Source organism: Rhodospirillales bacterium (assembly GCA_016699855.1).
In the GTDB taxonomy this organism is placed as follows: domain Bacteria; phylum Pseudomonadota; class Alphaproteobacteria; order Reyranellales; family Reyranellaceae.
The window spans coordinates 529,092-555,843 of sequence record CP064988.1; the positions used below are offsets into that span (position 1 = coordinate 529,092).

The following is a 26,752-nucleotide window of genomic DNA, read 5'->3' on the forward strand; positions in this document are numbered from 1 at the left end:
CGCCTTTTCGCCGCGCAGTGTAGCCCACGGCCGGGCGCGTGTGTAAAGAGCGGCGCGGCGGCGGCGGCGCCGTGCTACGTCAGCCGCATCGCCACGACCACACGGCGCCGCCGCATCGCGCCGAGCAGGAGATCCAACCGCATGTCCGCTGCCGCCGCGCCGACGGGCGCACTCTCCGGCCTCAAGGTGATCGACCTCTCGCGCGTGCTCGGCGGACCCTACTGCGCGCAGATGCTCGCCGACCACGGCGCCGACGTCGTCAAGGTCGAGCCGCCGCTCGGTGACGAGACGCGCGGCTGGGGGCCTCCGTTCGACGCCGAGGGAATCTCCGCCTACTTCGCCGGCATCAACCGCAACAAGCGCAAGATCGCGCTGGATCTGACCAAGCCGGCCGGCCGCGACGTGCTGTTGCGGCTGCTGGCCGACGCCGACGTTCTGATCGAAAACTTCAAGACCGGCACTATGGAGAAATGGGGCATCGGCTTCGACGAGGTGCTGCAGACGCGTTTCCCGCGGCTGATCCACGCCCGCGTCACCGGCTTCGGCGCCGACGGGCCGATGGGCGGCTTCCCCGGCTACGACGCGATGGTGCAGGCCTGGGCCGGCCTTGTCTCGGTCAACGGCGCGCCCGACAGCGGCCCCGTGCGCATCGGCGTGCCGGTCGTCGACCTCGCCACGGGCATGAACGCCTGCATGGGCATCCTGATGGCGCTGTACGAACGGCAGCGATCGGGCAAGGGGCAGTTCGTCGACGCCACGCTCTACGACAGCGCCGTCGCCCTGCACCAGCCGCACGCGCCCAACTATTTCATGGGCGGATTGACGCCGAAGCTCTACGGCAACAGCCACGGCAACCTCGCGCCCTACGCCAACTTCCCGACCAAGGGCCGCAACATCGTCGTCGGCGCCGGCAACGACGCGCAGTTCCGCAAGCTGGTCCAGCTGCTGGGCAAGCCGGAGCTGGCCGACGATCCGCGCTTCCGCACCAACAAGGACCGCGTCGCCAACAAACCGGCGCTCGAGGCGGAGTTGCGCGACCTGACCAAGGACCGCGACGGCGAGAGCTTCGCCACGTCGCTGATGGAGAACGGCGTTCCTTCCGGCGCCGTCCTGCAGGTGCCCGACGTGATGGAGCATCCGCACACGAAGCACCGCGGCATGGTCTGGGAGAAGGACGGCTACCGCAACGTCGGCAACCCGATCAAGCTCTCGCGCACCACGCCCGTCGTGCGCAGCAAGCCGCGCAAGTTCGGCGCCGACACCCGCGCGGTGCTGGCCGAGGCCGGGTACAACGCCGCCGAGATCGATGCCATGCTCGCGGCCGGAACGGCGCTCGACACGGCGAAGAAAGGCTGAACGCGCCGTCGCGCGCGACCGGAGGACGATCATGACACCGACCGACATCGAGGCCGCCGCGGCTGCCCTGCTCGACGCGCGGCGCCGCGGCGCGCAGGTCGCCCCGCCCGGGCCGCCGCCGGCGAGCGACGACGACGCCTACGCCATCCAGGACCGGGTCGCGCGCGACCTGGGCCCGCCCGACGGATGGAAGACCGGCGCCAAGACGCCGGACGCCACGCCGAACTGCGCGCCGATCCTACGCGGCGACGTCGTGCCCGGGCCGGCGGTGTTCGATCCCGCGAAGATGCATATGATCGGCGTCGAGGCCGAGGTGGCGTTCCGCTTCGCACGCGATCTGCCGGCCTCGCCCGCCGCGCCGTCCCAGGACGAGGTGCTCGGCGCGATCGGATCGGCGCACGTCCTCATCGAGGTCGTCGACACCCGCTGGCGCGAGTACAAGTCGCTCGATCCGCTCTGGCCGCTGGCGGACAACGGCATGGACCGGGCGCTCGTGGTCGGGCCGGAGTTCGCCGACTGGCGCACGCGCGACTACGCCAACCAGCCCGTCAAGCTGCTGGTTGACGGCGCGCCGCTGGTCGACCGGATCGGCGGGCTGACCGGTGGATCGCCCCTGCGGCTGGTGACGTGGCTGGCGCGGCACGTCGTCACGCGGCGCGGCGGGCTGCGCGCCGGGCAGGTCGTCACGACCGGGTCCTGGGTCGGACTCCAGTTCACGCGGCCCGGCACGCGGGTCGAGGCGGTGTTTCCCGGCCTCGGCGCGACCAGCGTCTCGTTCCCCACCTGACCGCCCCTCCCATCAGAGGAGACGAAACCGAATGTTCCAGACCGACCTGCTGAAAGGCAAACGCATCCTCGTCACCGGCGGCGGCACCGGGTTGGGCCAGAGCATGGCGCGGCGCTACCTCGAGCTCGGCGCCGAAGTGGCGATCTGCGGCCGGCGCGTCGACGTGCTCGAGAAGACCGCGCAGGAGTTCCGCGACGCCATCCCCGGCGCGGCTGTCGAGACCTATGGCTGCGACGTGCGCGTGCCGTCGGCGGTCGAGGAGATGCTCGACCGGATCTGGGAGAAGCGGTCGCTCGACATCCTCGTCAACAACGCCGCCGGCCAGATCCTGGCGCAGACCCACCGCATGTCGCACCGCGCCGTCGACTCGGTGCTGAACATCGTGCTGCATGGCTCGGCGTACTGCACGTTCGGCGCCGGCCGGCGCTGGATCGAGGCCGGCGAGCGCAACAAGGTCGTGATGTCGATCCTGACGCTGTCGGCGCTCCAAGGGACCGCCTTCACCGTCCCCTCGGCCATGGCCAAGGCCGGCGTGCTGGCGATGACCAAGAGTCTAGCCGTCGAATGGGGACCGAAGGGGATCCGCACCTGCGCCATCGTCCCCGGTCCGTTCCCGACCGAGGGCGCGTGGTCGCGCCTGCGGCCGCAGGGCGCCGGACGCACTCCAGCCGAGGCCGCCATCCCGCTCGGCCGGGTCGGCGAGCACATCGAGTTGGCGAACCTCGCGGCATACCTCGTGTCGGACCAGGCCGGCTACATCAACGGCGAGCATGTCGTGATCGACGGTGGCCGCCAGTACATGAGCGGCGGCGGCTCGAACACCGGCGAGATGCTGCACTGGACCGACGCGCAGTGGGACGCGATCCGGCCGAAGAAATGACCCCCGAGCCAGGCGCGATCACGACGCGCGGCGCCTCATGTCGTACCACCACGTGAACAGGCCGCTGGCGACGATGACGGTCGCGCCGAGCAAGGTCCAACCATCCGGGATGTCGCCGAATACCAGCGCGCCCAGCACCGTCGCCCAGACCAGCAGCGTGTAGCTGTAGGGCTGGACCGACCCCGCCTCTGCGTAGTCCAGCGCCTTGATCAGCGCGAAATGCGCCAGCGCGCCGACCAGCGCGATGCCGGCGAGCAACGCCCAGCCCAGCGGATCGGGCCAGCGCCACTGCCACGGCCCGACCAGCGTCGTCGCGGCGAACGCCACGAAGGCGGACCACACCAGCGTCGTCTCCGGAGCGTCGTCGCGCGCGCTCAGCCGCACGAGGATCTGGTAGGCGCCCCACAGGACGGCGCCGAGCGACGGCAGCAGCAGCGGCCAGTCCAGCGTCTGGAACCCCGGCCGCACGATCAGCAAGACGCCGATGAACCCGGCGCCAACCGCGAGCCAGCGCGCCGCGCCGGCACGCTCACCCAGGAACAGCACGCCGAGCGCGATCACGATCAACGGCGATGTCGCGGCGACGGCGTGCGTGTCGGCCAGCGGCAGATAGGCGAAGGCGAGCACGAAGACCGCGCTCTCCACCACCGCCAGCAGCGCGCGCCCGGCCTGCAGCAACGGCCGCGTCGTCCGGGCCGCGGCACGCAAGCCGGTGCGGCGGACGACGAACCAGGCGAACAGGCAGAAGAACGCGTAGCGGATCCACAGCACCTGGCCGATCGCGTAGTCCGCGACCATCCACTTGCTCATCGCGTCCATGCTGGCGAAGCCGAACATCGACGCGACGGTGAACGCCGCGCCCAGCGCCGGACGCTGCCGGCGGAGCGGCGGCGCGCTCATCGCGGCGTCCCGGTCAAGCGCGCGTGCCGCCCATCCGGGCGACGACATCGTCCGGCACGCGTCGCGCCGCGAAAGCGCCGGGCCGGGCGGGATCGCCCACGACCCAGCACCGCGCCTCGTGGCCATGCGCGACGCGCGAGCCATCCGCGCGGTGGACGGCGTGGACGACGCGGAACGAGCTGTTGCCCCATCTCTCGACCTTGCTCTCGACCACCAGCCGGTCGCCCGGTTGCACGGTCGACTCGAAGGTTCCGGCCGCGTTCAGGATCGGGATGTCGACGCCGCCCAGCTCCTCCCGCATCGCGCGGCGGTCGATTCCCGCCGCCCAGAACAACCGCCACGTTCCCTGATCCCACCATCGGAAATAGGTCGGATAGAAGATGATCCCGGCGGGATCGCTGTCGCCCCACTCGACCGTGACGCGGTGGCGCACCGCCGGCGGCGCGCCGGCCGCCGCGGCGATCGCCTCATAGTCGGCCACATCGTTCATAGCGTCCTCCAGCGCGTCACGGCGCGCGCGTCTCGCGCCGCTCGACGAGCCACCGGGCGGCGCCGTCGAGGTCCGGCTCGACGCCGATACCCCGCGCGGGAGGAAGCGTGAAGGCGCCGTCGACAAGCTCGGGGAACGGCCGGATCAGCGCGGAGCGCAGCGGATTGTCGTTGGCGTCGACCTCCAGCGTCCCGCCGCCGCCCACCGCCAACAACGCGTGCGCGGAGTGCATCAATCCGACGCCACCGCTCAGCCAGTGCGGGCAGTAGCGCTTGCCGGCGGCGACGGCGGCGCGGCCGACCTCGACGCAGCCCGACACGCCGCCCCACTTACCGATGTCGGGCTGGATGACCCGCAGCCAGTCGCCGGCGACGGCGACGTCAAGATCGTCGCCCCGCAGGTTCTCGCCGCCGGCGAGCTCCGCGCCGCACAGCGCCGCGATATCGCGCCACACGTCGATCGGCGTGTCGGCGGCGACCGGTTCCTCGACCCAGTCCAGGTCGAACGGTGCCAACCCCGGCGCCATACGCCGGGCGTCGTCGACCGACCACCCTTGGTTCACGTCGACCATCAGGCGCTCGCCCGGGCGCATCGCCGCGCGCAACTTCCGGAGGTTGGCAAGATCGCCCGCCTCGGCAAACCCGATCTTCTGCTTGAACGCACGGTAGCCCGCCGCGCGCGCCCGCGCCGCCATCTCGGGTCCGTCACCGGGGTTGAGCCCGCTGGCGTAGACCGGCACAGGACGGAGATCGCCGCCCAGCATCCGGCACAGCGGCAGCCCGGCCCGGCGCGCGGCGAGATCCCATACCGCGCAATCGAGCCCGGCCAGAGCGCTCGCCACCGGTCCCGGTTCGCCGCTCTGGATCGCCCAGACATGGGTCTGCGCGGTCAGCCGCCGCCAGAAGGCCGTGGGATCGGTGATCGTGACCCCGACCGCGCGCGCCGCCACGGCGCGGTGCAGCGTCGTCGCGCGGTGCGTCGCGCCGAAAGACGGGAAATTGCTCCAGATCTCGCCCCAGCCGTGGGCGCCATCGCGGTCCTCGACGCGCACCAGCACCGCGACGCGTTCGGAGAACGTGCCGAACGCCGCGACCACGGGCGTGTCGATGGGCACGCGGAAGACAAACGTCTCGACGCGCGCGAGCGTGAACGGGCGGTCGAGCGGACTCATGGGAACACGCGGCGGGCGGTCCGTGGCGCTATTCGGCGGCGCGCGGCAGAGCCGCCCGCGTTCCGATCTCAGCCAGCGTCCGGGCGAGCGCGTCTCCCTCCGGATCGGCCAGCGCCGCGACCCGGGCGCTCGCCACGGCGTCCGCCGCGACGCGCGCCGGAATCGCGCCCGTCAGCGCCGGCGCGACCACCTCGCGCTCGATGCGCGCGTAGTTCTCCGTACCGCGCTTGTGGGTGTCGCCATAGCCCTTGATCAACCGCGCGCATTCCGAGATCTCGCGCGCCAGACCGATGTCCAGAACGGCGGCGCGTCTGACCTGCTCGAGCCAGCGGTCGATCTGCCCCTGCTCCTCGGCGTAGCGATGGGTGCGCGGCCGCCAGCGGCGCAGCTTCGACAGGAGCCATAGGCGAAGGAAACCGAGGATCGACGTGGTCTCCACGCGCATCGACCAGTAGGCGGTGCCAAGCCGACCAGTCCGCTCGCCCCAGCGGATGAAGGCGCGCGCCAGACCCGGCGGCAGGATGGCGGCGATCTCCTCGATCCCCGGCTTGAAATGCTCCGTCACCACAACCGGCTGGCCGTCGCCGGCGCGGACGTCGCGGCGGACACGCGCGAAGCGGTCGGCCGACACCTTGGCCTGCGCCACGCGGATCACGTCCTCGAAAGACATGCGCACGGCGAGGTGGCGCGCCGTCTCCCGTGTCAGCGCGCCGTCGCCACCGGCCGACGCCTCGGCGGCCCGCACGGTCTCGACGCGGTCGAGAAATAGGTCCGCATAGGCGACGCCCTGGTACTGGACCAGCCGGCGCACGCCCTCCTCGACGATCGCCAACGCCGCGTCGAACGGCGCCCGCGCCAGCAGCGCGCGGGCACGCGCCAGCGGCGCCCCGGCGCCGGCATCGGCCGCCGCGCGGCGGGTGGCCTCGCGCGCCAGCTCTTCGAGATCGCCGCGTGCGTGCGCGAGGCCGAACCGGAAACCGGCGAGATTGGCCGCGACCGCCTTGCCCCCCGCCTTCACCGCCGCTTCGAACGCCTCGACCGGAACCGGCGTCCGGCCGGTGCCGGCCAGCGCCCCGAGCAACACGGCGTTGAGCACGCCGCCGCTCTCCTCAGCCGCCTGCTCCATGTCGAACAGCACGCGGTCGTGGCTGAACTCCTTCACCGCGCGCAGGAGCTGGCCGGTGTCGAACCTGCCGTCGCCCATCGCCAGCCGCTCGGACATGGCGAAGACGCGGTGGGTCGAGGCGATCAGCGTGGTGCGGTCGGGCGACATCCAGCCGTTGGCGGCGGCGCGCGCCGCCTCCATCAGCTCGGTCGCCATCATCACGTCGACCTCGCCGAGCGCGGGATTGAGTGCCAGCACCGGCCGCGCGTTGCGGCGCCGGGCGGCGTCGGGCGGCACGATCTCGACATAGTAGGTCGTGGCGCCGGTGCGCTGCGCCACGCCCGGGATCGAGGTCGACTGCACGACGAATCCCGCGCCGGTCGCCGCCGCCACGATCCAGTCGGTGAGCACGCCGCCACCCTCGCCGCCCATCGCGGCGATGAGGATCGCGACCCGGTCCGCCGGCGCGGCGCTCATGCCGTCACTCCGCCGGAACCGTCGCCGGCGCCGCAGGCTTTCCCTGCAGCGCGCCGATCACGGCCGAGCGCAGGCGCCACTTGACCCGGTCCCACCAGGTCGGGTTCTGCACGACGTCGGCGCGGTAGAAACTCGGGCACAGCACGGCGGCGTCGGCGACCTCGCCGCACAGGCCGCAGCCGACACAGCCGTTGTTGACCGACGCGACCGGATCGGTGCGCAGCGGATCGGAGCTCGGCTTGATCGTGAGCGAAGGGCAGCCCGACAGGCGGATGCAGGAATGGTCACCGGTGCAGACCTCGTCGTCGATGCCGTAGCGCGTGCGCACGACGCGCTCGCCGCGCGCCAGCGCCGCGGCCTGCTGCGGCCTTATCCGGCGCTGGCGGGCCAGCTGGCACTCGCCGTCGGCGATGACGACCTTCAATCCCTTCTCGCGCGTCGTGAACGCCTCGGTGAGCGTCCGCATCATCGCGCCTACGCCGTAAGTGCGCTGCGTCCGCAACCATTTCACGCCCACGGCGCGAAGGGTCGCGGCGATGTCCGACGTCTGGGTCTCGTCGCGGCGGTTGCCTTGGCTCGACGGCAGCCACTGGGCGCCGGTCGCCGAGGTGTAGCCGTTCTGCATGATCACCAGCACGCCGTCGGCGCGGTTGAACAACGCCGAGGACACGCCGGACAGCAGCCCGTTGTGCCAGAACCCGCCGTCGCCCATCACCGTCAGCGTCCGCCGCCCCATGAAAGAGCCGACGCCGGCGGCGGCGGCCAGAGACATCCCGTAGCCGAGGATGGAGTTGCCGAGGCTGAACGGCGCGAACGTCGCGAAGGAGTGGCAGCCGATGTCGGTCGAGACGTGCAGCTTGCCGATCCGACGCTCGACCAGCTTGATCGCGGTGAACACCGGGCGTTCGGGGCAGCCCGTGCAGAACCCCGGCGGCCGCAGCGGCAGCGCGCCGACGGCGGCCAGCGCCCGAGCGCGCCGTTCCCGCCCGGCGGCGAACCGCGCCGCGTGCGCCGAGAGGTCGACGTCCGGCCGCGCCTCGGCCAGGAACCGCAGGAGCCCGTCGGTGAGCACCTCGGCGGTGTACTCGCCGGCCATCGGAAACGGATCCTTGCCGCGCACGCGCGTCTGGATGTCGGCCTTGCGCAGGATCGAGTCGATCGCGGTCTCGAGGAAATTGGGACTGCCCTCCTCCACGACGAGGACGTGTCGCTTGCCGGCGCAGAAGCCGGCGATCTGGTCGGGAACGAGCGGATGGACGACGTTGAGGACCAGCGTCGGCACCCGCGTGTCGCCGAACGCGTCCGCCAGGCCGAGTCGCTCCAACGCGCGCAGCGCGACGTTCGTCAAGCCGCCCTGCACGATCAGTCCGACGTCGTCGAGATCGCCCGGAAGGACTTCGTTGAGGCCCTCCTCGACGATGAACCGCCGCGCGGCCGGCATGCGGACCTCGAACTTCACGCGCTCCTGCGCGTAGGTCGACGGCGGATGCGAGAGCTTGGCGTAGTCGTGCGCCGCCGGCTCGGCGAGCAGGTGGTTGCGCGAGATCGCCGGCGCGACGTTACGCCGGGCCGTGAACTCCCCGGTCACGTGGCAGGCGCGGATGCGCAGATCGAGCATGACCGGCGTGCTGGACCGCTCCGACAGCTCGAAGCCCTTCTCCACCAGCTTGACGATGGTCGGCAGGTCGGGGCGGGGATCCATCAGCCAGACGGAGGATTTCAACGCGTAGGCCTGGGTCCGCTCCTGGATGACGGAAGCGCCCTCGCCGTAGTCCTCGCCCACGACGATCAGCGCGCCGCCGACGACGCCCGCCGAAGCGAGGTTCGACAGCGCGTCCGAGGCGACGTTGGTGCCGACGATCGATTTCCACGTGACGCAGCCGCGGATCGGGTAGTTGATCGACGCCGCCAGCAGCGCCGCGGCCGACGCCTCGTTGGCGCAGGTCTCCAGATGGACGCCGAGTTCGTCGAGCAGGTCCTGGGCGTCGACCAGAACGTCCACGAGGTGCGATACCGGCGCGCCCTGATAGCCGCCGACGTAACCCACGCCGGATTGCAGGATCGCCTTGGTGACCGCGAGGATGCCTTCGCCGCGGAACGTCTCGCCGTCGCCGAGCCGTAGCGACTTGACCTCTTCGCTGAACGACCGCTCGGCCATTCCCGTTCCCCGCTCCGCGGGCGCGCCCGTGGCGTTCCCGACATCGTTGGATCGACCTAAGGCGCGGCTCGGGCCGGTGTCAAACGCTTTCCCCGGGCGCCGCCGCGATCACGCGCCGCGCCGCCGCCGTCGTCGGTCCGGCGGTCTCGGCGCGAAGCCCGCGGCGCGGTACTTGCGCAGCAGCAGGCGGAACGGCGCCATCATCGCCTCGACAAGCTCCGGGCGACGTTCGAGCGCGGCCAGCGCCAGAGCGCCCGCCTCCAGCGTCGACACGCTCTCGCGCCGCGGTTCGCGCCGCAGCGCGCCATAGAGCGAGGGCGATTCAGGATTGACAATGAAGCGGCGGCACTTGAGCAGCCAGGCGTTGCGCCACCACAGCGCCTTCGCCTGCGACCAGTTGCCATCGAGCAGGACGATCCCGTCGATGCCTTCGAGCGCCGCCGACTGCTCCGCCATGGGCGCGCCTTCGCCGTCGACGGCGACCAGAGGGCCGAGTCCCCGCGGCGGCGCCTGCTTCGCCGTGCCGAGATAGAGCGCGCCCCAGCGACGGGGATCGGCATCGGCGCCGAGCGCGCGGGACAGGTTCGGCCACGACAGGCCGGTCCGCAGCGTCGCCCGCTCCAGCTGCCTCGTCAGGATGCCCGCGGTGCCCAGTAGCTTGTCCTGCTCCTGCGGGTGCCTCAGCACCAGCACGTGGACGCGGTTGGCGACCGGCGCCATCGCCGCGCAGACGCACAGCGCGGCCGGCTTGCCGCAGCCGGCGCAGTCGGAGTCGCCCGACGGCGGTGTCGGGGCGGTCTCGGGCGCGGTCATACGGGGCGGCATAGCGCCTTTCGACCGGAAGCGCGAGCGGCGCCGGCACGGCAGCCATGCGGCCCGGGCCCGCCGCGCGACGGCGCTTGAATTGACGGCCCGCGTGTTGGATTAATCGCCGCAGCGGGAGCTCCGGGAGGAATCATGGCCATCATCTCCGTCAAATCCGAGATCGCCGGCAAGGTTTGGAAGATCGAGAGCAAGCCGGGCGACCAGATCGAGGAGGAGGGCCAGATCATGATCCTCGAATCGATGAAAATGGAGATTCCCGTGCTGTCGCCGCGCGGTGGCAAGCTCAAGGAGATCCTGGTCGCCGAGGGCGAGGCCGTCGCCGAGGGCCAGCCGGTCGCCACGCTGGAAACCTGACGGTCGGATCGCAGCCGCGCCGGACGCCCGTGCCGCCCATGCGCGCCAGGCCGACCTGATGCCGACCGGATCGTCGACGCTGGCCGCCGCGTCGCGGCTCGCGCCCGGCCTGGCGCTCGCCGCGGTGGCCGGCGCGGCGGCGTTCGCGCTGACGACGATCGACATGGGCGCGCCCATGTCGCCTGTCCTCTACGCGTTCTTCATCGGCCTGGCGCTGCACACGCTCGGCATGCGGCCGACGTTCCGGCCCGGCGTCGAGATGGGCGCGCGCGGCGTGCTGCGGCTCGGCGTCGCGCTGCTCGGCATCCGGCTGACGATGGGACAGTTGTTCGACGTCGGCTGGCTGGCATTGGTCGTGGCCGTCGCGGCGGTCGCGCTGACGATCGTGTTCGGCGGCTGGTGCGCCAAGGCGATGGGCCTGCCGGTGGAATTCGGCGTCCTCACGGGCACCGGCGTCGGCGTGTGCGGCGTCGCCGCGTCGACGGCCGCCGCGGCGGTGCTGCCGAAGCACGCCAACAGCGACCGCGATCTGGCGTTCGCGGCGCTGGGCTGCAACGCCATCAGCACCGTGTGCATGCTGCTCTACGCGCCGCTGGCTGCGCCGCTCGGCCTCGACGACCGGTTGATGGGCATCTTCCTCGGCGGCTCGATCCACGACGTCGCCCAGGTGGTTGGCGCCGGCAAGGCCGCAGGCGAGCGCATCCTCGACATCGCCGTCGTCACCAAGCTGCTGCGGGTGGCCTTGCTGCTGCCGGCGGTGGTCCTGATCGCGTGGTGGGTGCGCCGCCGCGTCGGCGCCGCGTCGGACGCGCGGCCGATGCCGCCATGGTTCCTTTGGGTGTTCCTCGCGCTCGCGGCGCTGGTCAGCACCGGCGCGGTTCCCGTCGAAGCGCAGAGGCAGGTCGCGCTCGCGTCGTCGATCCTCATCACGGTCGCGATCGCCGCGCTGGGCATGAAGACGTCGATCCGGGGCCTGGCGTCCCTCGGCCCCGCCCCCGCCGTTCTCATGCTCGCACAGACGGTGTTCGTCGCGGCGCTCGTCCTCGCGATGGTGGTCGCGGCCCGCTGAGAGGTCAGGCGCGCGCCGACGGCCGCGCCGAGACGGCGGCGTACCAGCGCGAGAGGTTCGCCAGTTCGTCCGGGATCGCCAGTTTGAGCGCCCCGCGCGCCGTCAACAGCCCGACCTGCGCCGTGATGTCGGCGATGGTGTAGCGATCGCCGGCGACGAAGGCGCGGTCCTTGAGCTCGCCGTCCAGCCATTTCATCCGGTCGACGAGCTGGGCGCGACGCTCCTGGCCCCACGCCGCGATCTGTATCCGGCGGCCGACCCAGAAGGGATGCGTGTGCACGAAGGTGTCGATCGCCGGGTGGAGGATCTCCAGCTCCATCCGCCGGTTCCACATCTCCACGACGGCCGCGCCGCGCGGTCCCCTGCCCATCAGCGCCGGCTCCGGGATCATCTCCTCGAAGTACCTGCAGATCGCCACCGACTCCGCGATCACCGTCCCGTCCTCGAGTTCGAGCGCCGGCAACGTGCCGAGGGGGTTCAACGCCAGGAACGCGGGCAGCTTGTGGCCGCGCGTCTCCATGTCGAACTCCTCGAAGGCGAGGTCGGCGCCGAGCCGCAGCCCTTTCTCCGCGAGGAAGATGCGGACGCGGCGCGGATTGACGCCGTTCTTCAACAGATAGAGCTTCATCCCGTCCCCCCTCGTCAGCTTGCTCAGCCGCGCCATCAGTCCGGCTTCGCGCCGCTGATGCGCACGACCTCGGCCCACTTCTCGATCTCGGCCTTGATGAAGGCGCTGTACTCGGCGGGCGTCGTCGGATGCGGAATGCCGCCGAGCTCGATGATGCGCTTGTCGACCTCGGGCACGGCCATCTCGGCCCGCATGTCGGCGCTGATCTTCTCGACGATCTCGCGCGGCGTCTTCGCCGGCGCGAGGATTCCGGACCAGCCCGCCGCGTCGAAGCCCTTCACGGTGTCGCCGATGCTCGGCACGTCCGGCAGCAACGGCGCGCGCTTGGCCGTGGTCACGCCCAGCGGCTTGACGCGGCCCGCCCTGATGTGCGGCAGCGATGAGGTGACGCTGTCCATCATCAACGTGACGTGCCCCGCCAGCAGATCCTGCATCGCCGGACCGCTGCCCTTGTAGGGGACGTGCGCGATATCGGCGCCGGCGCGCGATTTGAACAGCTCCATGCTGAGGTGCTGGGACGAGCCGACGCCGGCCGAGGCGTAGCCCAGCTTCCCCGGCGCAGCCTTGGCGCGCGCGATCAGGTCGGCCACCGAGGTCGCGGGATGCGATGGATGCGCCACGATGATCAGCGGCACGAGGAAGATGTTGGAGCACGGCGCGAAATCGACCAGCGGGTCGTAGGTCATCAGCCCCTTCATGAACGAGGGGTTGATGCCGATGGTGCCGCTGGTGCCGACCGCCAAGGTGTAGCCGTCGGGCGCCGCCTTGGCGACCAGTTCCATCGCCGGGATGCCGGCGCCGCCGCCCTTGTTCTCGACCACGAACTGCTGCTTCCAACGCGCGCCGAGCCGTTCCGCCATCAGGCGGCCGAACGTGTCCGCGGCCTGCCCGGCGGGGAACGGCACGATCAGTCGGATCGGCTTGTCGGGATACGTCCCCTGCGCGCGCAGGATCGACGGCGCGGCGAGCGTCCCGGTCGCGCCGGCGAGCAGCGCGCGGCGGCGGATCATTATTGTCATGCGTTTCCTCCGTTGATTCGATCTCTAGGTCGTGCCGAGCAACCGGTGGGCGAGCCTGAGATGCGGCCGGTCCAGCATCTTGCCGTCGAGCGTGGTCACACCGGTCGCGCCCGCCGCGCCGAAGGCCGCGACCACCTTGCGCGCCCAGTCCAGCTCGGCGTCCGACGGGCTGAAGACGCGGTTGATGACCTCGACCTGCGAGGGATGGATCGCGATCTTGGCGAGGAAGCCCATCCGCTTGGCCGTGACGCACTCCGCCTCCAATCCGGCGGCGTCGCGGATGTCGGGGAACACGGTGTCCAGCGGCGTCACGCCGGCGGCGCTGGCCGCCAGCAGGCAGACCACGCGGGCGTAGCGGAACGTGTCGTCGAGCGCGCCGTCGGGTCCGGCCTTGGCGAGCGCGCCGATATCGGCGGACAGGTCCTCGCCGCCCCATGTCAGCGCCGACAGGCGCGGATGGGCGTATCGGCGCGACGACGCCTCCAGCACGCCGGCCGCGGTCTCCGTGACCAGCACGAGCATGCGCGTGCGACCCGCCTCCAGACCTTCGCGCGCCTCCATGACGTCGAGCATGTGGCCGAGGCGATCGAGCTCGTCCTGCCCCTCGCATTTCGGCAGCAGGATGGCGTCCGGCGCGCCGGCCATCACGGCGGCGACGTCGCCGGCGGTCATGCCGGTCGCGAAGGCGTTGACCCGCACGACCTTGAAGTGGCCGCCGGCGCCGCGCTGGCGCAGATGGTCGCGCACCATCGTCCGGGCCACCGGCTTGCGCGCGGCGGCGACCGCGTCCTCGAGATCGTAGATCAGCGCGTCGGCCGGCGACTCGAGCGATTTCGCGAATTTCCGCGGGTCGTCGCCGGGAACGAAGAGGTAGGAACGGATCATCCGGATATCCATCGGGGGCGCGTCACGCGGCGGAACCGACCATATCGCGCCGCCGGGCGCAACCGCCGTCAGCCCGCGCGGGCGAGGTGCCGGGCGATGTTCAACTGGTGGATCTGGGTCGTGCCCTCGTAGAGCCGGAACAGGCGCACGTCCCTGTAGAAGCGCTCGACAGGGTGGCCGGCGATGAAGCCGGCGCCGCCGAGGATCTGGACGGCGCGGTCGGCGACGCGACCGCACATCTCCGACGCGAACATCTTGCACATCGAGGCCTCCAGCGTGACGTCCTCGCCGCGGTCGCGCTTGCGCGCCGTCTCCAGCACCATGCAGCGCGCCGCGAAAATCTCCGTCGCGCTGTCGGCGATCATCGCCTGCACCAGCTGGAAGCCGCCGATCGGCTGGCCGAACTGGCGCCGCTCGGCGGCGTGCCGGCGCGCCTCGTCGAGCAGCCGGATCGCGGGCCCGGTGCATAGCGCGGCGAGATGGATCCGTTGCTTGTTCAGCACCCGCATCGCCACCCGGAAGCCCTCGCCCGGCTGCCCGAGCATGTTGCCGGCCGGCACGCGGACGCCGTTGAAATGGACCTCCGAGACCGGCGACCCCGCCTGGCCCATCTTGCGATAGGGGGCCCCGGTCGACAGGCCGGCGCTGGTCCGCTCGACAAGGAAGGCGGTCACGCCGCCCGCGCCCTTCACCGACGGATCCGTGCGGGCCATCACAGTGAACAGATCGGCGATCGGCGCGTTGGTGATGTAGCATTTCGCGCCGTCGATGACCCATTCATCGCCGTCGCGCACCGCCGTCGTCCGGAGGGCGGTCGCGTCCGAGCCGGCCTCCGGCTCCGTCAAGGCGAACGATCCGGTCCATTCGCCGCTGGCCAGCCGCGGCAGATACCGGGCGCGCTGCGCCGGAGTGCCGTCGACCACGATCCCCTCGGCGCCGATCCCGGTGTTGGTCCCGACCCGCGCCCGGAACGCCGGCGAGGCCTGCGACAGCTCCATCGCCGCCAGCACCAGCTCCTCGCACGTCATGCCGAGACCGCCGTATTCCTCAGGGATCGAGAACCCGAACAGCCCCAGCGCCCGCATCTCGTCCTCGAGCGCCGGCGGAATCCGGTCCTCGGCCTCGACCCGCGCCTCGTTCGGGACGCAGCGTTCGCGGACGAACCGGCGCAACGTGTCGAGCAACGCTTCGAACGATTCCGGGTCGCGGATCATGCTGGCTACCTTCCGGCGTGGTGGACTTTCACCGGTCGATCATACCGCGGCGGCGCGGGACGTCGCGCTCGCCCGGCGGCGGCCCGCGTGCCATGCTGGCGGACCACCAGCCGGAGCGGCAGATGACCGTGCGCGTCGCGCAGATATCGGACACCCATCTCAGCGAGACGCGGCCGTTCTTCCACGCCAATTTCGAGCGGGTCGCGGCGCATCTGCGGTCCGCCGCTCCCGATCTCGTCGTCAACAGCGGCGACCTCTCGCTCGACGGCGCCGACTCGGACGCCGACCTGCGACGCGCCAAGGAGATGCACGACGCCATCGGCCCGCCGTGGCTGGCGATCCCCGGCAACCACGACATCGGCGACAACCAGCGCGCCGTCGCCCGCCAACCGGTCAGCGACGAGCGGATCGCGCGCTATACCGCCGTGTTCGGCGCCGACCGGTGGACGCGCGACATCCCCGGCTGGCGACTGGTCGGCGTCAACGCACAGCTTCTGGGCGCCGACCTGCCGGCCGCCGCCGCGCAACGCGGCTTCGTGCGCGACGCCGTGGCCGGCGCCGAAGGACGGGCGATCGCCCTGTTCATCCATAAGCCGCTGTTCAACAGATCGGCGGCCGAGACGACCATCGGCGGGCGCTTCCTGCCGCCGGCGCCACGAGCGGAGCTGCTCGAGGCGATCGGCGGCGCCGACCTGCGGCTGGTCGCGTGCGGCCATGTCCACCAGCACCGCGTCACGCACGTCGACGGCGGCGAGCATGTCTGGGCGCCGTCGACGGCCTTCGTGCTGCCCGACTCGGTGCAGCCGGAATACGGCCGCAAGCTGATGGGCTACGTCGAGCACGATTTCCACGCCGACGGGCGGTTCGAGAGCCGCCTGGTCCAGCCCGAGGGGCTCGTGCGTCAAAATCTCGCCGACGTGCCCGCCGCCTACGGGAACATCAGGCCCCGGCAGCCGGCCGCCGGAAGCGCGCCGGCGATCACGCCATGATGCGGCGACGGGTACTTGTCGCCGGCGCCGCGGCGCTGGCGGCATCGCGGAACGCCGCGGTCAAAGCGCGGCCATCCGGCGTGACGATGATCTATGTGAGCGCGTGGGATTGTCCGCCCTGCCACGTCTGGCAACGGAACCATTGGCCCACGTTCCAGGCATCACCGGAGTTCGCGCGCATCGATTGGTACAAGATCGATGCGCCGGCGATCCGGACGGCCTACGAGGACCGCTACTGGCAGGCGCCGAAGGATCGCGACGGCGTCGCGGTCGAACGGGATCTGCGCCGCTTCCGTGACGAGGCCGGCCTGACCCGGGGCGTGCCGCGCTGGGTGATCGTCAAAGACGGCGCAGTCGTGTTGAATGGTAAGCCGGCGTCGGGAAGCGGATTCCTATCGTGGACCGACGACGTGCTTCCGGCGTTGCGCAAGCACCTCGCGGTCGTCTGACGCTCAGATGTGTTGCGCCCCGCGCGGCCGCGCGGCGTCCCGCGGACCGTCCACCAACCGCGACGTCGCCATCCGCAGCACCTCGAGATAGCCGCGCCTGAACTCCATCCTCGGGCCGAAACCACCGGCCAGCAGCGCGCGATGAGCCGCCGGCAGGCGCCAGCACGGCACGAACAGAAAGACGTGGTGTTCGAGGTGGTAATTCACCCAGTACGGCGCCAGCAGCAGACGCAGGACAGGGTTCGCCAGGGTCGTGCGGGTGTTGCGCAGCGGATCGTCGTCGTCCGGCACGACGGCGTGCTCGGCGATGTTCCGGATACGGCTGACGAGCTGGTACCAGGTCGCGAGCGGCAGCAGCCACAGCGCCGGATACAGCCACCAGTGGCCGGCGACGGCGAGCGCGGTCAGCAAGACCGCGTTCGTGACGAAGAAGCCGCGCTCGCGCCGCAACAGGTTAGCCAAGCGCGTGGTCGGCGGCAGGTCGGACGGGCCCATCGACCGGACGATCTGCTCGCCCCTGCGTTGGAACGCGGTGCGGCCGCTGAGATCGCGCAGAACCTTCCGCCACAGGCTGGCGCGCGAGATCGGGAACGGCGCCGACAGGCCCAGGTCGGGGTCTTCCGGCTGCTGCGTGTGGCGGTGGTGCGTCAGATGGTAGGGCCGGTACAGCGCCATGCTGGTGCCGACCGGCGCCGCGCACAGCCATTCGCCGACCCGGTCGTTGACGGCGCGGTTCGCGAACAGCAGACCGTGGGCGGCGTCGTGCATCAGGATCGCCAACCCGAGCTGGCGGGCGCCGATCACCATGGCGGCGGCCACGAAGGTCAACGGATTGGGCCACCAGACGAACAGCGCCATCGACCCCAGGATCAGGCCCCAGGCGTGCAGCACGAGCGCCGCCCCGACGAGATCGGATTTCCCGCGCAGGCGGGCGATCTGGTCGCTGGTCAGGTAGTCGTGCGGGCGAGGTAGCATGGCGCGGTGGTTCCGGGCGGAAATTGGGCGCGCCGCGCCACCCTGTCAACGCGGGCCGCCGGAGGCTATTCTTACGCGATGACCACGCCCCGACATGCCCGTACCGACGTCCTCGACGTCGCCTACGAGGAGCACGGCCCGCCCGACGGCGCTGTCGTGATCCTGCTGCACGGCTTCCCCTACGATCCACGCGCCTTCGACGAGGTGGCGCCGCCGCTCGCCGCCGCCGGGCACCGCGTGATCGTCCCCTACCTGCGCGGCTACGGGCCGACCCGGTTCCTGTCGCCGGCGACGCCGCGATCCGGCCAACAGGCGGCGCTGGGCCACGACCTGCTGCGCTTGATGGACGCGCTGGGCATCGTCAAGGCCACGCTCGGCGGCTACGACTGGGGCGGCCGCGCCGCGTGCATCGTGGCCGCCCTGTGGCCGGAACGCGCGCGCGGCCTGGTGACCTGCGGCGGCTACAACATCCAGGACATCGCCGCCTCGGTCGAACCCGCCCCGGCCGAGCAGGAGCACCGCTTCTGGTACCAGTACTACTTCCACACCGAACGCGGCCGCGCCGGATTGACCAAGGACCGCCGCGACGTCTGCCGGACGCTGTGGCGCCTGTGGTCGCCGGCGTGGCGCTTCGACGAGCCGACGTTCGAACGCAGCGCCGTCTCGTTCGACAACCCCGATTTCGTCGACGTCGTGATCCAGTCCTACCGCCACCGCTTCGCCTACGCGCCGGGCGACCCGGCGCTCGAGGCCATCGAGGCCGCCCTGGCGCGCAAACCCGCGATCGGCGTGCCGACCATCAACCTGCACGGTGGCCACGACGGCGTCGGCCCGGCGGCGCAGTCGGAGCGCCACGACAGGTATTTCACCGGCCGGTACGAGCGGCGCGTGCTGCCAGGCATCGGCCACAACGTGCCGCAGGAGGCGCCGGTGGATTTCGCCGCGGCGATCCGCGATCTCGTGAAGGAGTGAGTCATGGCCAACATCGCGCTGATCGGCGCCACCGGGAACATCGGCGCGCGCGTGCTCGACGAGGCGCTGGCCCGCGGACACCGCGTCACCGCCTTCTCGCGCGACCCGACCCGGATCGCCGCCCGCAAGGGCATGACCACGCGCAAGGGCAACATCGCCGAGGTCGCGACCCTGGCGGCCACGCTGGCCGGGCACGACGCGGTCGTCGTCTCGGTGAAATGGAACGACAACGATGTCGCGAACGCGATCGAAGCGGTGCGCCGTTCGGGCGTCCGCCGGGTCCTGTTCGTGGTCGGCGCCGGCAGCCTGATCCGGGCCGACGGCCGCACGCATTTCGAGCACATGGCCGAGAAGGGCATCCAGCCGCCGACCTCCAAGCCCGCGGCGCTGGCGCTCGAGGCGGTCCGCAAGGTCGCGGACCTTGATTGGACCGCGATCTCGCCGGCGGCCTCGATCCAGCCCGGCGACCGCACCGGCAAGTTCCGCCTCGGCCTCGACCACCTGATCGAGGATTCGGCGGGCGAGAGCCGCATCTCGCGCGAGGATTTCGCCATCGCCATCGTCGACGAGATCGAGACACCGCGCCATATCCGGCGGCGCTTCACGGCGGCGTACTGAGCCCCCGACGCGCCCGGGCCCGCTCAGGCCGGCGGCGCGGCCGCTTTCGGCGCGCCGTCCAACGCGGCGCCATTGAGCCGCGCGAACGCCTCGGCGTAGTCGCGCGACGCGAACTCGTAGATGATCGTCTCCGGCTTCGGTGTCGCGCCGACCGCCGGCGGGTGCGTGATCTCCCACACCACTGGCGCGACCAGCGCCGCGATCAGCACGATCGACGCGACGACGACGCCGGCGCCGAGCCACAGGGCCAGGGCGACCAGCGGCGCCCACAGGCCGTATTTGAGAAGCTTGACCCAGAAATGGTAGCGCCGCAGCCGCCGGGCGCAATCCTCGCTGGCCGGCACGACGATGTGGTCGAGCGTGTTGCCGCCGGCCATCGGACCAAGCAGCGCCATGTCGACCAGCGACGGCGCCCGCGAGTAGCCGACAAAGGACAGCTTGATCGCCTTCCCGGGACCCGCCTCTCCGCCGCATGGACAGCGGTCGGGAAACACCGGCCGGACCGATCGCGGCAGCGTGACGTCGTGGCTCGCGGGCATCGCTGCGAACCGCGGTCGGATCAGTCCAGCGTCTCGAACAACCGCGCCGCGAGGTAGGTGCGCGACATCAGCGACGAGTAGTAGATCTGCTCGAAGGCGGCGTGGGCGCCCTTGCCGTCTGCGCCAAGGCCGTCGAGCGTCGGGATGCCCAGCGCGGCGGTGAAATTGCCGTCGCTGCCGCCGCCGGTCAGCGGCACGTCGTTCAGCTCCTTGCCGATCTCGGCGTAGATCGCGCGCGCCTTCTGGAACAGCGCCTCGATGCCGGCGTCCTTCCGGTAGGGCGGCCGGTTCATGCCGCCCTCGACATGGACCTCGACGTCGGCGCCGATCGCCGTGAGCCCGAGCAGCCGCGCGGTCATCTCGTCCGCCGTCGCCGGGTCGGGCACGCGCAGGTCGATCTCGGCGATGGCCTCGGCCGGCACGACATTGACGCCGCTGCCGCCGTTGACGAGGCCGACGTTGGTGGTGATGCCGCGGGCGTAGTCGGTCATCGCCTCGACCCGCACGATCTGCCGCGCCAGCTCCAGGATGGCGCTGCGGCCGTCCTCGTGGCGGACGCCGGAGTGCGCGGCGCGGCCCTTGACCGTCATCACGAAGCGGCCGACGCCTTTGCGCGACGTCACGACGCGGTCGCCGTCGCGGCCCGGCTCCATCACGAGGCAGTATTTATGGCCGCGGGCGGCGCGCTCGATCTGCGCCCGCGAGGTCGGGCTGCCGACCTCCTCCTCGGGAATGAAGAGGAACGTCACCGGCAGCCGGCTGCGCTTGCCCTGCCGGATGAGGTGGCGCATCGCGTAGTAGGCGATATAGCCGCCGGACTTCATGTCGTAGATGCCCGGCCCGAACACCGCGTCGCCCTCGCGCCGCACCTTCAAATCGCGCTCGATCATGCCGATGGGATGCACGGTGTCGAGATGCGCCAGCACGAGGATGCCCGGCCCCTCGCCCCACGGCGTGCGACATTCGAGAATGTCGCCGAAGCCGTCGCGGCCGGGGGTGCGCTCGACGCGCATGCCCAGACCGGACATCTGGCCCTCGACCTTGTCGACGACGCGGTTGACCGCCGCGGCGTCGTGGCTCGGACTTTCGATCTCGACCCATTCGACGATGCCCGCGAGCACCTCGTCGGGGTCGATCCTGGGTTCGTTCTTCAGCGGCTCGGCGGCCATCTTCGGCGCTCCATGTCGGCCGCCTTCCCGCCTCGGCGGGATGGCGGCGTATTGGTGGTCAGACCGGATCCCAGGTGAAAAGCTCGGGCGAGCGCTTCATGTCGATGAAATGCGGTCGCATCGCCGGAACGGCCGTCTCGGCGATCTTCTCCAGCGTCCAGCCGTCCGACATGTGCACCGAACGGACCGGCCGGTTGGCGCTGAAGAGCATGATCTCGTTCATGCGCACGCCGAAGATCTGCGACGTGACGCCGTCGGCGGCGTCCGACAACAGGAACACAGCCATCGGCGCCACCTTGGCCGGCGTCATCCGCTTGGACCGCTCGAGACGGGCGACCTGCTGCGGCGTGTCGGCCGGGATCGTGCCGATCATGCGCGTGAAGGCGAACGGCGAGATGCAGTTCGAGCGCACGTTGAACGCCGCCATGTCCAACGCTATCGACCGCGACAACCCGATGATGCCCATCTTGGCGGCGGAGTAGTTGGCCTGCCCGAAATTGCCGATCAGGCCGGAGGTCGACGTGAAATGCACGTAGGCGCCGGATTTCTGCTCCTTGAAGTAGTTGGCCGCCGCCCGCGCGACGTTGAACGAGCCGTTCAGGTGCACGTCGATCACCTGCTTCCAGTCCAGGTGGCTCATGCGGTGGAAGATGCGGTCGCGCAGGATGCCGGCGTTGTTGATGACGCCGTCGATCCTCCCGAAAGTATCGACGGCCTGCTTGACCATCGCCTCGGCGGCGCCGGGATCGGACACGCTCCCGAAATTCGGCACCGCCTTGCCGCCGGCAGCCGCGATCTCGTCGCACACCTTCTGCGCCGGGGTCGCGCTGCCGGACCCTTCGCCGTCGACCGCGCCGCCGAGGTCGTTGACCACGACCTTCGCGCCCTCGGCCGCCGCCAGCAGCGCCATCTCGCGGCCGATGCCGCCGCCGGCGCCGGTCACCAGAACCACCTTGTCCTTCAGCATGTTCGCCATGGTCCCCTCCTCCGTGGAACGCCGCCGACCGTGGATCAGATCGGATCCCATGAGAACAGCTCGCCGGACCGCTTCATGTCGATGAAGTGCGGCTTCATCGCCGGGATCGCGGTCTCGGCGATCTTCTCCAGGGTCCAGCCCTCGGAGTTGTGGACGGAGCGCACCGGCCGGTTGGCGCTGAACAGCATGATCTCGTTCATGCGCACGCCGAAGATCTGCGAGGTGATCCCCTCGGCGGCGTCGGACAGCAGGAACACCGCCATCGGCGCGATCTTGTCGGGCGTCATGCGCTTGATCTTGTCGAGGCGGGCGACCTGCTCCGGCGTGTCGGCGGGAATGGTGCCGATCATGCGCGTCCAGGCGAAGGGCGAGATGCAGTTCGAGCGCACGTTGAAGGCGGCCATGTCGAGCGCGATCGACCGCGACAGGCCGACGATGCCCATCTTGGCGGCCGAGTAGTTCGCCTGGCCGAAATTGCCGATGAGGCCGGAGGTCGAGGTGTAGTGCACGTAGGCGCCGGACTTCTGCTCCTTGAAGTAGTTGGCGGCGGCGCGGCTGACGTTGAACGTGCCGTTGAGGTGCACGTCGATCACCTGCTTCCAGTCGAGATGGCTCATGCGGTGGAAGATGCGGTCGCGCAGGATCCCGGCGTTGTTGATGATGCCGTCGATGCGGCCGAAGGAGTCGACCGCCTGCTTGACCATCGCCTCCGCCGCGCCGGGGTCGGTGACGCTGCCGTAGTTGGCGACGGCCTTGCCGCCGGCGGCGATGATCTCGTCGCACACCTTCTGGGCCGGCGTCGCGCTGCCCGATCCCTCGCCGTCGACCGCGCCGCCGAGGTCGTTGACGACGACCTTGGCGCCCTCCTTGGCCGACAGCAGGGCCATCTCGCGGCCGATGCCGCCGCCGGCGCCGGTCACCAGAACCACCTTGTCCTTCAGCATGTTCGCCATGTTTTCCTCCGTTGGATCGATACCACCGGCCCGCGTTCTAGCGCGGGGCGCGGACGCGCGACAACGCGCTACACCTCGAGATCGCCGGAAAGCAGCCGCTGGGCGATGGTTCGGCGCAAAATCTCGTTGGTCCCGTCGGCGACGTTGACGACCCGGACGTCCTGCCAGGCGTGCACCAGGCCCAGCTCGTTGGTGAAGCCCATGCCGCCGTGGGTCTGGATCGCGCGGTCGATGGCGCGGGCGCCGACCTCGACCGCGTAGGCCTTGGTCATCGACAGCTCCTTGATCGCCCGCTCGCCGCGGTCGAGCAGCGACGTGACGTTGAGCCCCATCAGATGGGCGGCGTGCAGCTCCATCGCGACCTCGGCCAGCGGGAACGTGACGCCCTGGTACTCGGCGATCGGTTTGCCGAAGGCCTGGCGCTGCTGGGCGTAGCGCACGGCCATCTCCATCGCCCAGCGCCCGAGACCGACGGCGCGCGCCGTGTTGTAGACCCGCCCGATCGACACGCCGAGCAGGCCGATGCCGAAGCCGTTGTCGAGTTCGCCGACGAGTTGCCACGGCTCGACGCGCACGCCGTCGAGCACGAGCGCGCCCTCGTTGCCGCCGATATGGCCATGCAGCCGCACGACGCTCTCGAGGTGGAAGCCCGGCGTCGCGGTCGGCACGAGGAAGGCGCTGATCCCGCCGGCCTTGCGCGAGGCGCGGTCGGGATCGGTGATGGCGAAGACGATGCAGTAGTCGGCCTGCGGCGCGTTGGTGGTCCACAGCTTCCGGCCGGTGATCCGCCAGCCCGTCCCGTCCGGCTCGGCGCGCGTCTTTAGCATGCTGGCGTCCGAGCCCGCGCCGGGCTCCGACATGCCGAAGCACATCGACGTGCGGCCCTCCATCATGCCCTCGAGGATCTCGCTCCGGGCGCGGTCGGTGACCTTGAGGAGCACCGGGCTGGGACCGAACGCCCAGTGGCTCAGCGTGTACATGCCCAGCCAGTGGTGGCTGCCGCAGAGCCTGAAGATGCGCTCCCACACGACGAAATACGCCAGCATGCCGAGGCCGCCGCCGCCCAGCTCGCGCGGCGTCGACATGGTGTAGTAGCCGGCCTTCGCCGCCGCCATGCGCACGCCGCGCATGTGCGCCACGACCTCCGGGGCGTAGCGGCCGTCCTCGGCGTAGGTCCGCCGCGGGTCGCTCAGCAGCGCGTGGTCGCGCTCGTGGCGCGGAAACACCTCGGCCTTGAGGAAGCGCTCGACGCCGTCGGCCAGCGCCTCGATCTCCTCGGGCACCGGAAATGCGATCGCGCCCATGTCCGTTCCTCCCCGTTCGAGCCCGTCACGCGCCTGGCGCGACCGCCGGCCGCGTCAACCGCGCGCTCAACGCGCAGGCGACCGCGAACGGCATCAACGCAACCACCAGCGGCAGCGGCACCGCGCAGGCGGCCGATGCGCAGCCCAGCGCCGCGCCGAGGCCGGCGACGGTCGACAGCGCCGCCACGACCACCGTTCCCACCGCGCCGATCCCCATCTGCGCGAGGCCGACCAGCGACGACGCCGTCCCCGCCAGCCGCGGATACAGCCCGACCGCGCCGGCGTTGGCGTTCGGCACGATCACGCCCGTCCCGAACGAGCATATCGTGTACGGCAGCATGATCGACCACCACGTCAGGATACCGGCGTAGGCGAAAGCGGCGATTCCGGCCAGCCCGACGATGTGGCAGAGCGAGGCGCCGCGCACCAGCCGGCCCGGCGACAGACGGCCGAGCATGCGGGTGTTGAAGAAGCTGCCGGCCGTGAAGCCGGCCACCGACACGACGACGAGTAGCCCGAACTCGCGCGGCGGGATGCCGAGATTGTCCTGGAGGATGAACGGCGTGCCCGCGAGCATGCCGAACTGGATGCCGAAGGCGAAGCCCATCGGCAGCATGTGGCCGAGGAACCGGCGGTCGCGCAGCATCTGCCCGGCGCCGCGCAGCATCCCCGCCATGCCGGCCGAGGCGCCGCGGTGGCGGTTGGTCTCCGGCAGCCCGATTCCGACGATGAGCAGCATGCCGGCGGAGAACACGGTCAGCAGCCAGAAGGTGACGCGCCAGCCGAACAGGTCGCCGAGGACGCCGCCGACCAGCGGCGCGATGGCCGGCGAGATGTTCACCGCCAGCGAGATCCAGCTCATGATCCGCGGCATCTCCGCGTACTCGTAGGCGTCGCGGGTCAACGCCCGGCCGATCACCGCGCCGGCGGCGGCGCCGGCGCCCTGCAGGAAGCGGACGCCGATCAGCTGGCCGATGCCCGCCGCGAAGGCGCAGCCCGCCGACGTCAGCGTGAAGGCGACCAGACCCGCGAGCAGCACGGGTCGCCGGCCGAAGCGGTCGCTGAGCGGGCCGTAGAAGATCTGCCCGACCGCGAAGCCCAGCATGTATGTCGTCAACGTGAGCTTGACCTCGTCGGCGCTGGCGCCGAGCGAGCCCGCGACCGACGGCATGACCGGCGTGTAGATGCTCATCGACAACGGCCCGAACGACGCCAGCGCGATCAGCAGGACGAGATACGCCGTCGACCGCGGCGCGATCGTCACGGGCCGCCGCCCCGCGCCGTGCGCCAGACGGTCATCCGCGCGACGCCGCCTCGGCCGCAGCCTCCGCCGCGAAATCACCGCCCGCCGGCCGCGCGTCGGCGCTGTCGCCGTGCAGGCGCGGATAGTAGACGCGGAAGGCCGCGCGGATCAGATCGAACGGAATGTCTGCGTAGACCCCGCGGTAGGCGAGATACTCCATGTGCTTGCGCCCTTCGAGGTCGAAGGGGTGGTAGATCGAGTCCGTGCGCCCGTCCCAGTCCAGCGGCTTGAGATTGAACTTCTCGGTCAGTTCGCGGTTGAAGGCCGGCGTCGTCTTGATCCACCTGCCGTCGAGCCACAGGTCCGTGTAGCCGTGGAAATAGAACGTGTCCGTGCCCATCCGCTCCGACAGGCGCTTGGTCGTCATGTGGTTGCGCACGTCGGCGTAGCCCAGCCGCGCCGGGATCCCCTGTGCGCGGGCGACGGCGGCCATCAGACCGGCCTTGTTGACGCAGTAGCCGTGCCTCGCGGCGAGACAGCTGCTCGCGACGTAGGCCTCGCGCCGCATCGGCGTTCCATAGGGGTCGTAGCGGACGTCGTCGCGGATGGCGTAGTACAGGCGCATCGCCTTCTCGACCGGATCGGACGCGCCGCCCGCGATCTCGGCGGCGAACGCCACGACGGCGGGATGGTCGCTGTCGACCACGCTCGCGGGCCTGAGGTGGTCGTCGAACGCGGCGCCGTCCATGACGACGCCCGCCTCCTCGAAGGTGCGCAGATCGGGTTGGCTGGCCATGGATCCTCCGGGCGCAGGCGCGCCGCTACTTCTTCGCCGGGGTCACGAGGAAGTGCAGCTGCGCGGCCGCCACCGGCTTGGAGCGGTCCTCCTGCCACGCCTCGACGGCGACGCTGGCGACGCGGCGCCCGAGCTTCGTGAACGAGGCGCGCGCCAGCGTGTCGACCGGGCGACCGGACCGCAGGTAGTCCACCGTGATGTTGATGATCTTCGGCAGCTCCGCGTTGTCGGTGGTCCAGAGCAGATGGAAGATCGCCGCCGTCTCCAGGAGCGCGCCGATGGTGCCGCCGTGCAGCGCCGGCAGATGCGTGTTGCCGATCAAGTCCGGCGAATAGCGCATGCGCGTCAGTAGCTCGCCGGTCGTGTCCTCCGGCGCCATGCCCATCCAGCGGGCGTAGGGGATCGCCGACGCCAGGCCCGCGAGGTCGCCCGCGGCGCGCGCCGCGAGCAG

28 protein-coding genes are annotated in these 26,752 nt (G+C 71.0%); 9 read left to right on the plus strand and 19 right to left on the minus strand.

What is annotated here, in order from left to right; genetic code table 11:
* Window positions 1–141: 141 nt before the first annotated feature.
* Genes IPK81_02520 through IPK81_02530 form a run of 3 tightly spaced genes read left to right on the plus strand, consistent with a single transcriptional unit; the run spans window position 142 to window position 3,023 of the window.
* Window positions 142–1,356, plus strand: a complete 1,215-nt coding sequence (locus tag IPK81_02520; protein QQS13157.1) for a CoA transferase — start codon at window positions 142–144, stop codon at window positions 1,354–1,356.
* Window positions 1,357–1,387: 31 nt separating this feature from the next.
* Window positions 1,388–2,143: a fumarylacetoacetate hydrolase family protein gene (locus IPK81_02525; GenBank protein ID QQS13158.1), complete on the plus strand. Its 756-nt coding sequence runs from the start codon at window positions 1,388–1,390 to the stop codon at window positions 2,141–2,143.
* A gap of 31 nt (window positions 2,144–2,174) precedes the next feature.
* The gene (locus tag IPK81_02530; protein ID QQS13159.1) at window positions 2,175–3,023 is read left to right on the plus strand and encodes an SDR family oxidoreductase; all 849 of its coding nucleotides are present in this window, start codon (window positions 2,175–2,177) and stop codon (window positions 3,021–3,023) included.
* Between the two features lie 18 nt (window positions 3,024–3,041).
* On the opposite strand, the gene IPK81_02535 is transcribed toward IPK81_02530, so the two are convergent.
* The 6 genes from IPK81_02535 to IPK81_02560 all read right to left on the minus strand — a co-directional run bounded on the left by IPK81_02535 (window position 3,042) and on the right by IPK81_02560 (window position 10,137).
* Window positions 3,042–3,923: a DMT family transporter gene (locus IPK81_02535; protein QQS13160.1), complete on the minus strand. Its 882-nt coding sequence runs from the start codon at window positions 3,921–3,923 to the stop codon at window positions 3,042–3,044.
* 13 nt (window positions 3,924–3,936) lie between these two features.
* Window positions 3,937–4,413: an acyl-CoA thioesterase gene (locus IPK81_02540; protein ID QQS13161.1), complete on the minus strand. Its 477-nt coding sequence runs from the start codon at window positions 4,411–4,413 to the stop codon at window positions 3,937–3,939.
* A gap of 16 nt (window positions 4,414–4,429) precedes the next feature.
* The gene (locus IPK81_02545; GenBank protein QQS13162.1) at window positions 4,430–5,584 is read right to left on the minus strand and encodes a mandelate racemase/muconate lactonizing enzyme family protein; all 1,155 of its coding nucleotides are present in this window, start codon (window positions 5,582–5,584) and stop codon (window positions 4,430–4,432) included.
* Window positions 5,585–5,612: 28 nt separating this feature from the next.
* Window positions 5,613–7,166 carry an indolepyruvate oxidoreductase subunit beta family protein gene (locus IPK81_02550; GenBank protein ID QQS13163.1) on the minus strand — a complete coding sequence of 518 codons (1,554 nt, stop codon included), beginning with the start codon at window positions 7,164–7,166 and terminating at the stop codon, window positions 5,613–5,615.
* A 4-nt stretch (window positions 7,167–7,170) separates the two neighbouring features.
* On the minus strand, window positions 7,171–9,324 hold the full coding sequence (locus IPK81_02555) for an indolepyruvate ferredoxin oxidoreductase subunit alpha (GenBank protein ID QQS13164.1): 2,154 nt from the start codon (window positions 9,322–9,324) through the stop codon (window positions 7,171–7,173).
* 108 nt (window positions 9,325–9,432) lie between these two features.
* Window positions 9,433–10,137, minus strand: a complete 705-nt coding sequence (locus IPK81_02560) for a DTW domain-containing protein (protein QQS14928.1) — start codon at window positions 10,135–10,137, stop codon at window positions 9,433–9,435.
* 144 nt (window positions 10,138–10,281) lie between these two features.
* Between IPK81_02560 and IPK81_02565 the strand changes: the two genes are divergently transcribed.
* On the plus strand, window positions 10,282–10,503 hold the full coding sequence (locus IPK81_02565) for an acetyl-CoA carboxylase biotin carboxyl carrier protein subunit (GenBank protein ID QQS13165.1): 222 nt from the start codon (window positions 10,282–10,284) through the stop codon (window positions 10,501–10,503).
* A gap of 58 nt (window positions 10,504–10,561) precedes the next feature.
* On the plus strand, window positions 10,562–11,572 hold the full coding sequence (locus tag IPK81_02570) for a putative sulfate exporter family transporter (GenBank protein ID QQS13166.1): 1,011 nt from the start codon (window positions 10,562–10,564) through the stop codon (window positions 11,570–11,572).
* Between the two features lie 4 nt (window positions 11,573–11,576).
* Here the strand turns inward: IPK81_02570 and IPK81_02575 are convergent, their stop codons facing one another.
* The 4 genes from IPK81_02575 to IPK81_02590 form a co-directional block, all read right to left on the minus strand.
* A complete protein-coding gene (locus IPK81_02575) occupies window positions 11,577–12,200 on the minus strand; it encodes a glutathione S-transferase (GenBank protein ID QQS14929.1) in 624 nt (207 codons plus the stop codon).
* A 35-nt stretch (window positions 12,201–12,235) separates the two neighbouring features.
* Window positions 12,236–13,219, minus strand: coding sequence for a tripartite tricarboxylate transporter substrate binding protein (locus IPK81_02580; GenBank protein QQS13167.1), 984 nt, complete (start codon window positions 13,217–13,219; stop codon window positions 12,236–12,238).
* 24 nt (window positions 13,220–13,243) lie between these two features.
* Window positions 13,244–14,101, minus strand: coding sequence for a CoA ester lyase (locus tag IPK81_02585; protein QQS14930.1), 858 nt, complete (start codon window positions 14,099–14,101; stop codon window positions 13,244–13,246).
* A gap of 71 nt (window positions 14,102–14,172) precedes the next feature.
* The gene (locus tag IPK81_02590) at window positions 14,173–15,318 is read right to left on the minus strand and encodes an acyl-CoA dehydrogenase family protein (protein ID QQS13168.1); all 1,146 of its coding nucleotides are present in this window, start codon (window positions 15,316–15,318) and stop codon (window positions 14,173–14,175) included.
* Between the two features lie 122 nt (window positions 15,319–15,440).
* Here IPK81_02590 and IPK81_02595 point away from each other — a divergent pair, with 122 nt between their 5' ends.
* Both IPK81_02595 and IPK81_02600 read left to right on the plus strand, forming a co-directional pair.
* Entirely contained in the window at window positions 15,441–16,307 is an 867-nt protein-coding gene (locus tag IPK81_02595) for a metallophosphoesterase (GenBank protein ID QQS13169.1), read from the plus strand.
* Window positions 16,304–16,756 (plus strand): hypothetical protein, encoded by a 453-nt coding sequence (locus IPK81_02600; protein QQS13170.1) that lies wholly within the window; start codon window positions 16,304–16,306, stop codon window positions 16,754–16,756. The genes IPK81_02595 and IPK81_02600 overlap by 4 nt, the downstream gene beginning before the upstream one ends.
* A 3-nt stretch (window positions 16,757–16,759) precedes the next feature.
* On the opposite strand, the gene IPK81_02605 is transcribed toward IPK81_02600, so the two are convergent.
* The gene (locus tag IPK81_02605; GenBank protein ID QQS13171.1) at window positions 16,760–17,731 is read right to left on the minus strand and encodes a fatty acid desaturase family protein; all 972 of its coding nucleotides are present in this window, start codon (window positions 17,729–17,731) and stop codon (window positions 16,760–16,762) included.
* Between the two features lie 78 nt (window positions 17,732–17,809).
* Here IPK81_02605 and IPK81_02610 point away from each other — a divergent pair, with 78 nt between their 5' ends.
* Both IPK81_02610 and IPK81_02615 read left to right on the plus strand, forming a co-directional pair.
* Window positions 17,810–18,703: an alpha/beta hydrolase gene (locus IPK81_02610; protein ID QQS13172.1), complete on the plus strand. Its 894-nt coding sequence runs from the start codon at window positions 17,810–17,812 to the stop codon at window positions 18,701–18,703.
* Window positions 18,704–18,706: 3 nt separating this feature from the next.
* Entirely contained in the window at window positions 18,707–19,321 is a 615-nt protein-coding gene (locus IPK81_02615) for an NAD(P)H-binding protein (protein QQS13173.1), read from the plus strand.
* A 23-nt stretch (window positions 19,322–19,344) separates the two neighbouring features.
* Here IPK81_02615 and IPK81_02620 read toward each other — a convergent pair whose 3' ends face one another.
* From IPK81_02620 to IPK81_02655, 8 genes are all read right to left on the minus strand, one after another.
* Window positions 19,345–19,860, minus strand: coding sequence for a hypothetical protein (locus IPK81_02620; GenBank protein QQS13174.1), 516 nt, complete (start codon window positions 19,858–19,860; stop codon window positions 19,345–19,347).
* Between the two features lie 20 nt (window positions 19,861–19,880).
* Window positions 19,881–21,029 (minus strand): M20 family metallopeptidase, encoded by a 1,149-nt coding sequence (locus IPK81_02625; GenBank protein QQS13175.1) that lies wholly within the window; start codon window positions 21,027–21,029, stop codon window positions 19,881–19,883.
* A gap of 58 nt (window positions 21,030–21,087) precedes the next feature.
* A complete protein-coding gene (locus tag IPK81_02630; protein QQS13176.1) occupies window positions 21,088–22,005 on the minus strand; it encodes an SDR family oxidoreductase in 918 nt (305 codons plus the stop codon).
* A 35-nt stretch (window positions 22,006–22,040) separates the two neighbouring features.
* The gene (locus tag IPK81_02635) at window positions 22,041–22,958 is read right to left on the minus strand and encodes an SDR family oxidoreductase (protein QQS13177.1); all 918 of its coding nucleotides are present in this window, start codon (window positions 22,956–22,958) and stop codon (window positions 22,041–22,043) included.
* A 68-nt stretch (window positions 22,959–23,026) separates the two neighbouring features.
* Window positions 23,027–24,262 (minus strand): acyl-CoA/acyl-ACP dehydrogenase, encoded by a 1,236-nt coding sequence (locus IPK81_02640; GenBank protein QQS13178.1) that lies wholly within the window; start codon window positions 24,260–24,262, stop codon window positions 23,027–23,029.
* Between the two features lie 25 nt (window positions 24,263–24,287).
* On the minus strand, window positions 24,288–25,526 hold the full coding sequence (locus IPK81_02645) for a multidrug effflux MFS transporter (GenBank protein QQS13179.1): 1,239 nt from the start codon (window positions 25,524–25,526) through the stop codon (window positions 24,288–24,290).
* Window positions 25,527–25,557: 31 nt separating this feature from the next.
* The gene (locus IPK81_02650) at window positions 25,558–26,253 is read right to left on the minus strand and encodes a transglutaminase domain-containing protein (GenBank protein ID QQS14931.1); all 696 of its coding nucleotides are present in this window, start codon (window positions 26,251–26,253) and stop codon (window positions 25,558–25,560) included.
* Window positions 26,254–26,326: 73 nt separating this feature from the next.
* Entirely contained in the window at window positions 26,327–26,686 is a 360-nt protein-coding gene (locus IPK81_02655) for a PaaI family thioesterase (protein ID QQS14932.1), read from the minus strand.
* Window positions 26,687–26,752: the final 66 nt, after the last annotated feature.

Bases quoted from the DNA above. Each gene is read 5' to 3' on its own strand.
- IPK81_02520 (QQS13157.1), top strand. From the start codon at position 142: ATGTCCGCTGCCGCCGCGCCGACGGGCGCACTCTCCGGCCTCAAGGTG.
- IPK81_02525 (QQS13158.1), top strand. From the start codon at position 1,388: ATGACACCGACCGACATCGAGGCCGCCGCGGCTGCCCTGCTCGACGCG.
- IPK81_02530 (QQS13159.1), top strand. From the start codon at position 2,175: ATGTTCCAGACCGACCTGCTGAAAGGCAAACGCATCCTCGTCACCGGC.
- IPK81_02535 (QQS13160.1), bottom strand. From the start codon at position 3,923: ATGAGCGCGCCGCCGCTCCGCCGGCAGCGTCCGGCGCTGGGCGCGGCG.
- IPK81_02540 (QQS13161.1), bottom strand. From the start codon at position 4,413: ATGAACGATGTGGCCGACTATGAGGCGATCGCCGCGGCGGCCGGCGCG.
- IPK81_02545 (QQS13162.1), bottom strand. From the start codon at position 5,584: ATGAGTCCGCTCGACCGCCCGTTCACGCTCGCGCGCGTCGAGACGTTT.
- IPK81_02550 (QQS13163.1), bottom strand. From the start codon at position 7,166: ATGAGCGCCGCGCCGGCGGACCGGGTCGCGATCCTCATCGCCGCGATG.
- IPK81_02555 (QQS13164.1), bottom strand. From the start codon at position 9,324: ATGGCCGAGCGGTCGTTCAGCGAAGAGGTCAAGTCGCTACGGCTCGGC.
- IPK81_02560 (QQS14928.1), bottom strand. From the start codon at position 10,137: ATGACCGCGCCCGAGACCGCCCCGACACCGCCGTCGGGCGACTCCGAC.
- IPK81_02565 (QQS13165.1), top strand. From the start codon at position 10,282: ATGGCCATCATCTCCGTCAAATCCGAGATCGCCGGCAAGGTTTGGAAG.
- IPK81_02570 (QQS13166.1), top strand. From the start codon at position 10,562: ATGCCGACCGGATCGTCGACGCTGGCCGCCGCGTCGCGGCTCGCGCCC.
- IPK81_02575 (QQS14929.1), bottom strand. From the start codon at position 12,200: ATGAAGCTCTATCTGTTGAAGAACGGCGTCAATCCGCGCCGCGTCCGC.
- IPK81_02580 (QQS13167.1), bottom strand. From the start codon at position 13,219: ATGACAATAATGATCCGCCGCCGCGCGCTGCTCGCCGGCGCGACCGGG.
- IPK81_02590 (QQS13168.1), bottom strand. From the start codon at position 15,318: ATGATCCGCGACCCGGAATCGTTCGAAGCGTTGCTCGACACGTTGCGC.
- IPK81_02595 (QQS13169.1), top strand. From the start codon at position 15,441: ATGACCGTGCGCGTCGCGCAGATATCGGACACCCATCTCAGCGAGACG.
- IPK81_02600 (QQS13170.1), top strand. From the start codon at position 16,304: ATGATGCGGCGACGGGTACTTGTCGCCGGCGCCGCGGCGCTGGCGGCA.
- IPK81_02605 (QQS13171.1), bottom strand. From the start codon at position 17,731: ATGCTACCTCGCCCGCACGACTACCTGACCAGCGACCAGATCGCCCGC.
- IPK81_02610 (QQS13172.1), top strand. From the start codon at position 17,810: ATGACCACGCCCCGACATGCCCGTACCGACGTCCTCGACGTCGCCTAC.
- IPK81_02615 (QQS13173.1), top strand. From the start codon at position 18,707: ATGGCCAACATCGCGCTGATCGGCGCCACCGGGAACATCGGCGCGCGC.
- IPK81_02620 (QQS13174.1), bottom strand. From the start codon at position 19,860: ATGCCCGCGAGCCACGACGTCACGCTGCCGCGATCGGTCCGGCCGGTG.
- IPK81_02625 (QQS13175.1), bottom strand. From the start codon at position 21,029: ATGGCCGCCGAGCCGCTGAAGAACGAACCCAGGATCGACCCCGACGAG.
- IPK81_02630 (QQS13176.1), bottom strand. From the start codon at position 22,005: ATGGCGAACATGCTGAAGGACAAGGTGGTTCTGGTGACCGGCGCCGGC.
- IPK81_02635 (QQS13177.1), bottom strand. From the start codon at position 22,958: ATGGCGAACATGCTGAAGGACAAGGTGGTTCTGGTGACCGGCGCCGGC.
- IPK81_02640 (QQS13178.1), bottom strand. From the start codon at position 24,262: ATGGGCGCGATCGCATTTCCGGTGCCCGAGGAGATCGAGGCGCTGGCC.
- IPK81_02650 (QQS14931.1), bottom strand. From the start codon at position 26,253: ATGGACGGCGCCGCGTTCGACGACCACCTCAGGCCCGCGAGCGTGGTC.
- IPK81_02655 (QQS14932.1), bottom strand. From the start codon at position 26,686: ATGGGCATGGCGCCGGAGGACACGACCGGCGAGCTACTGACGCGCATG.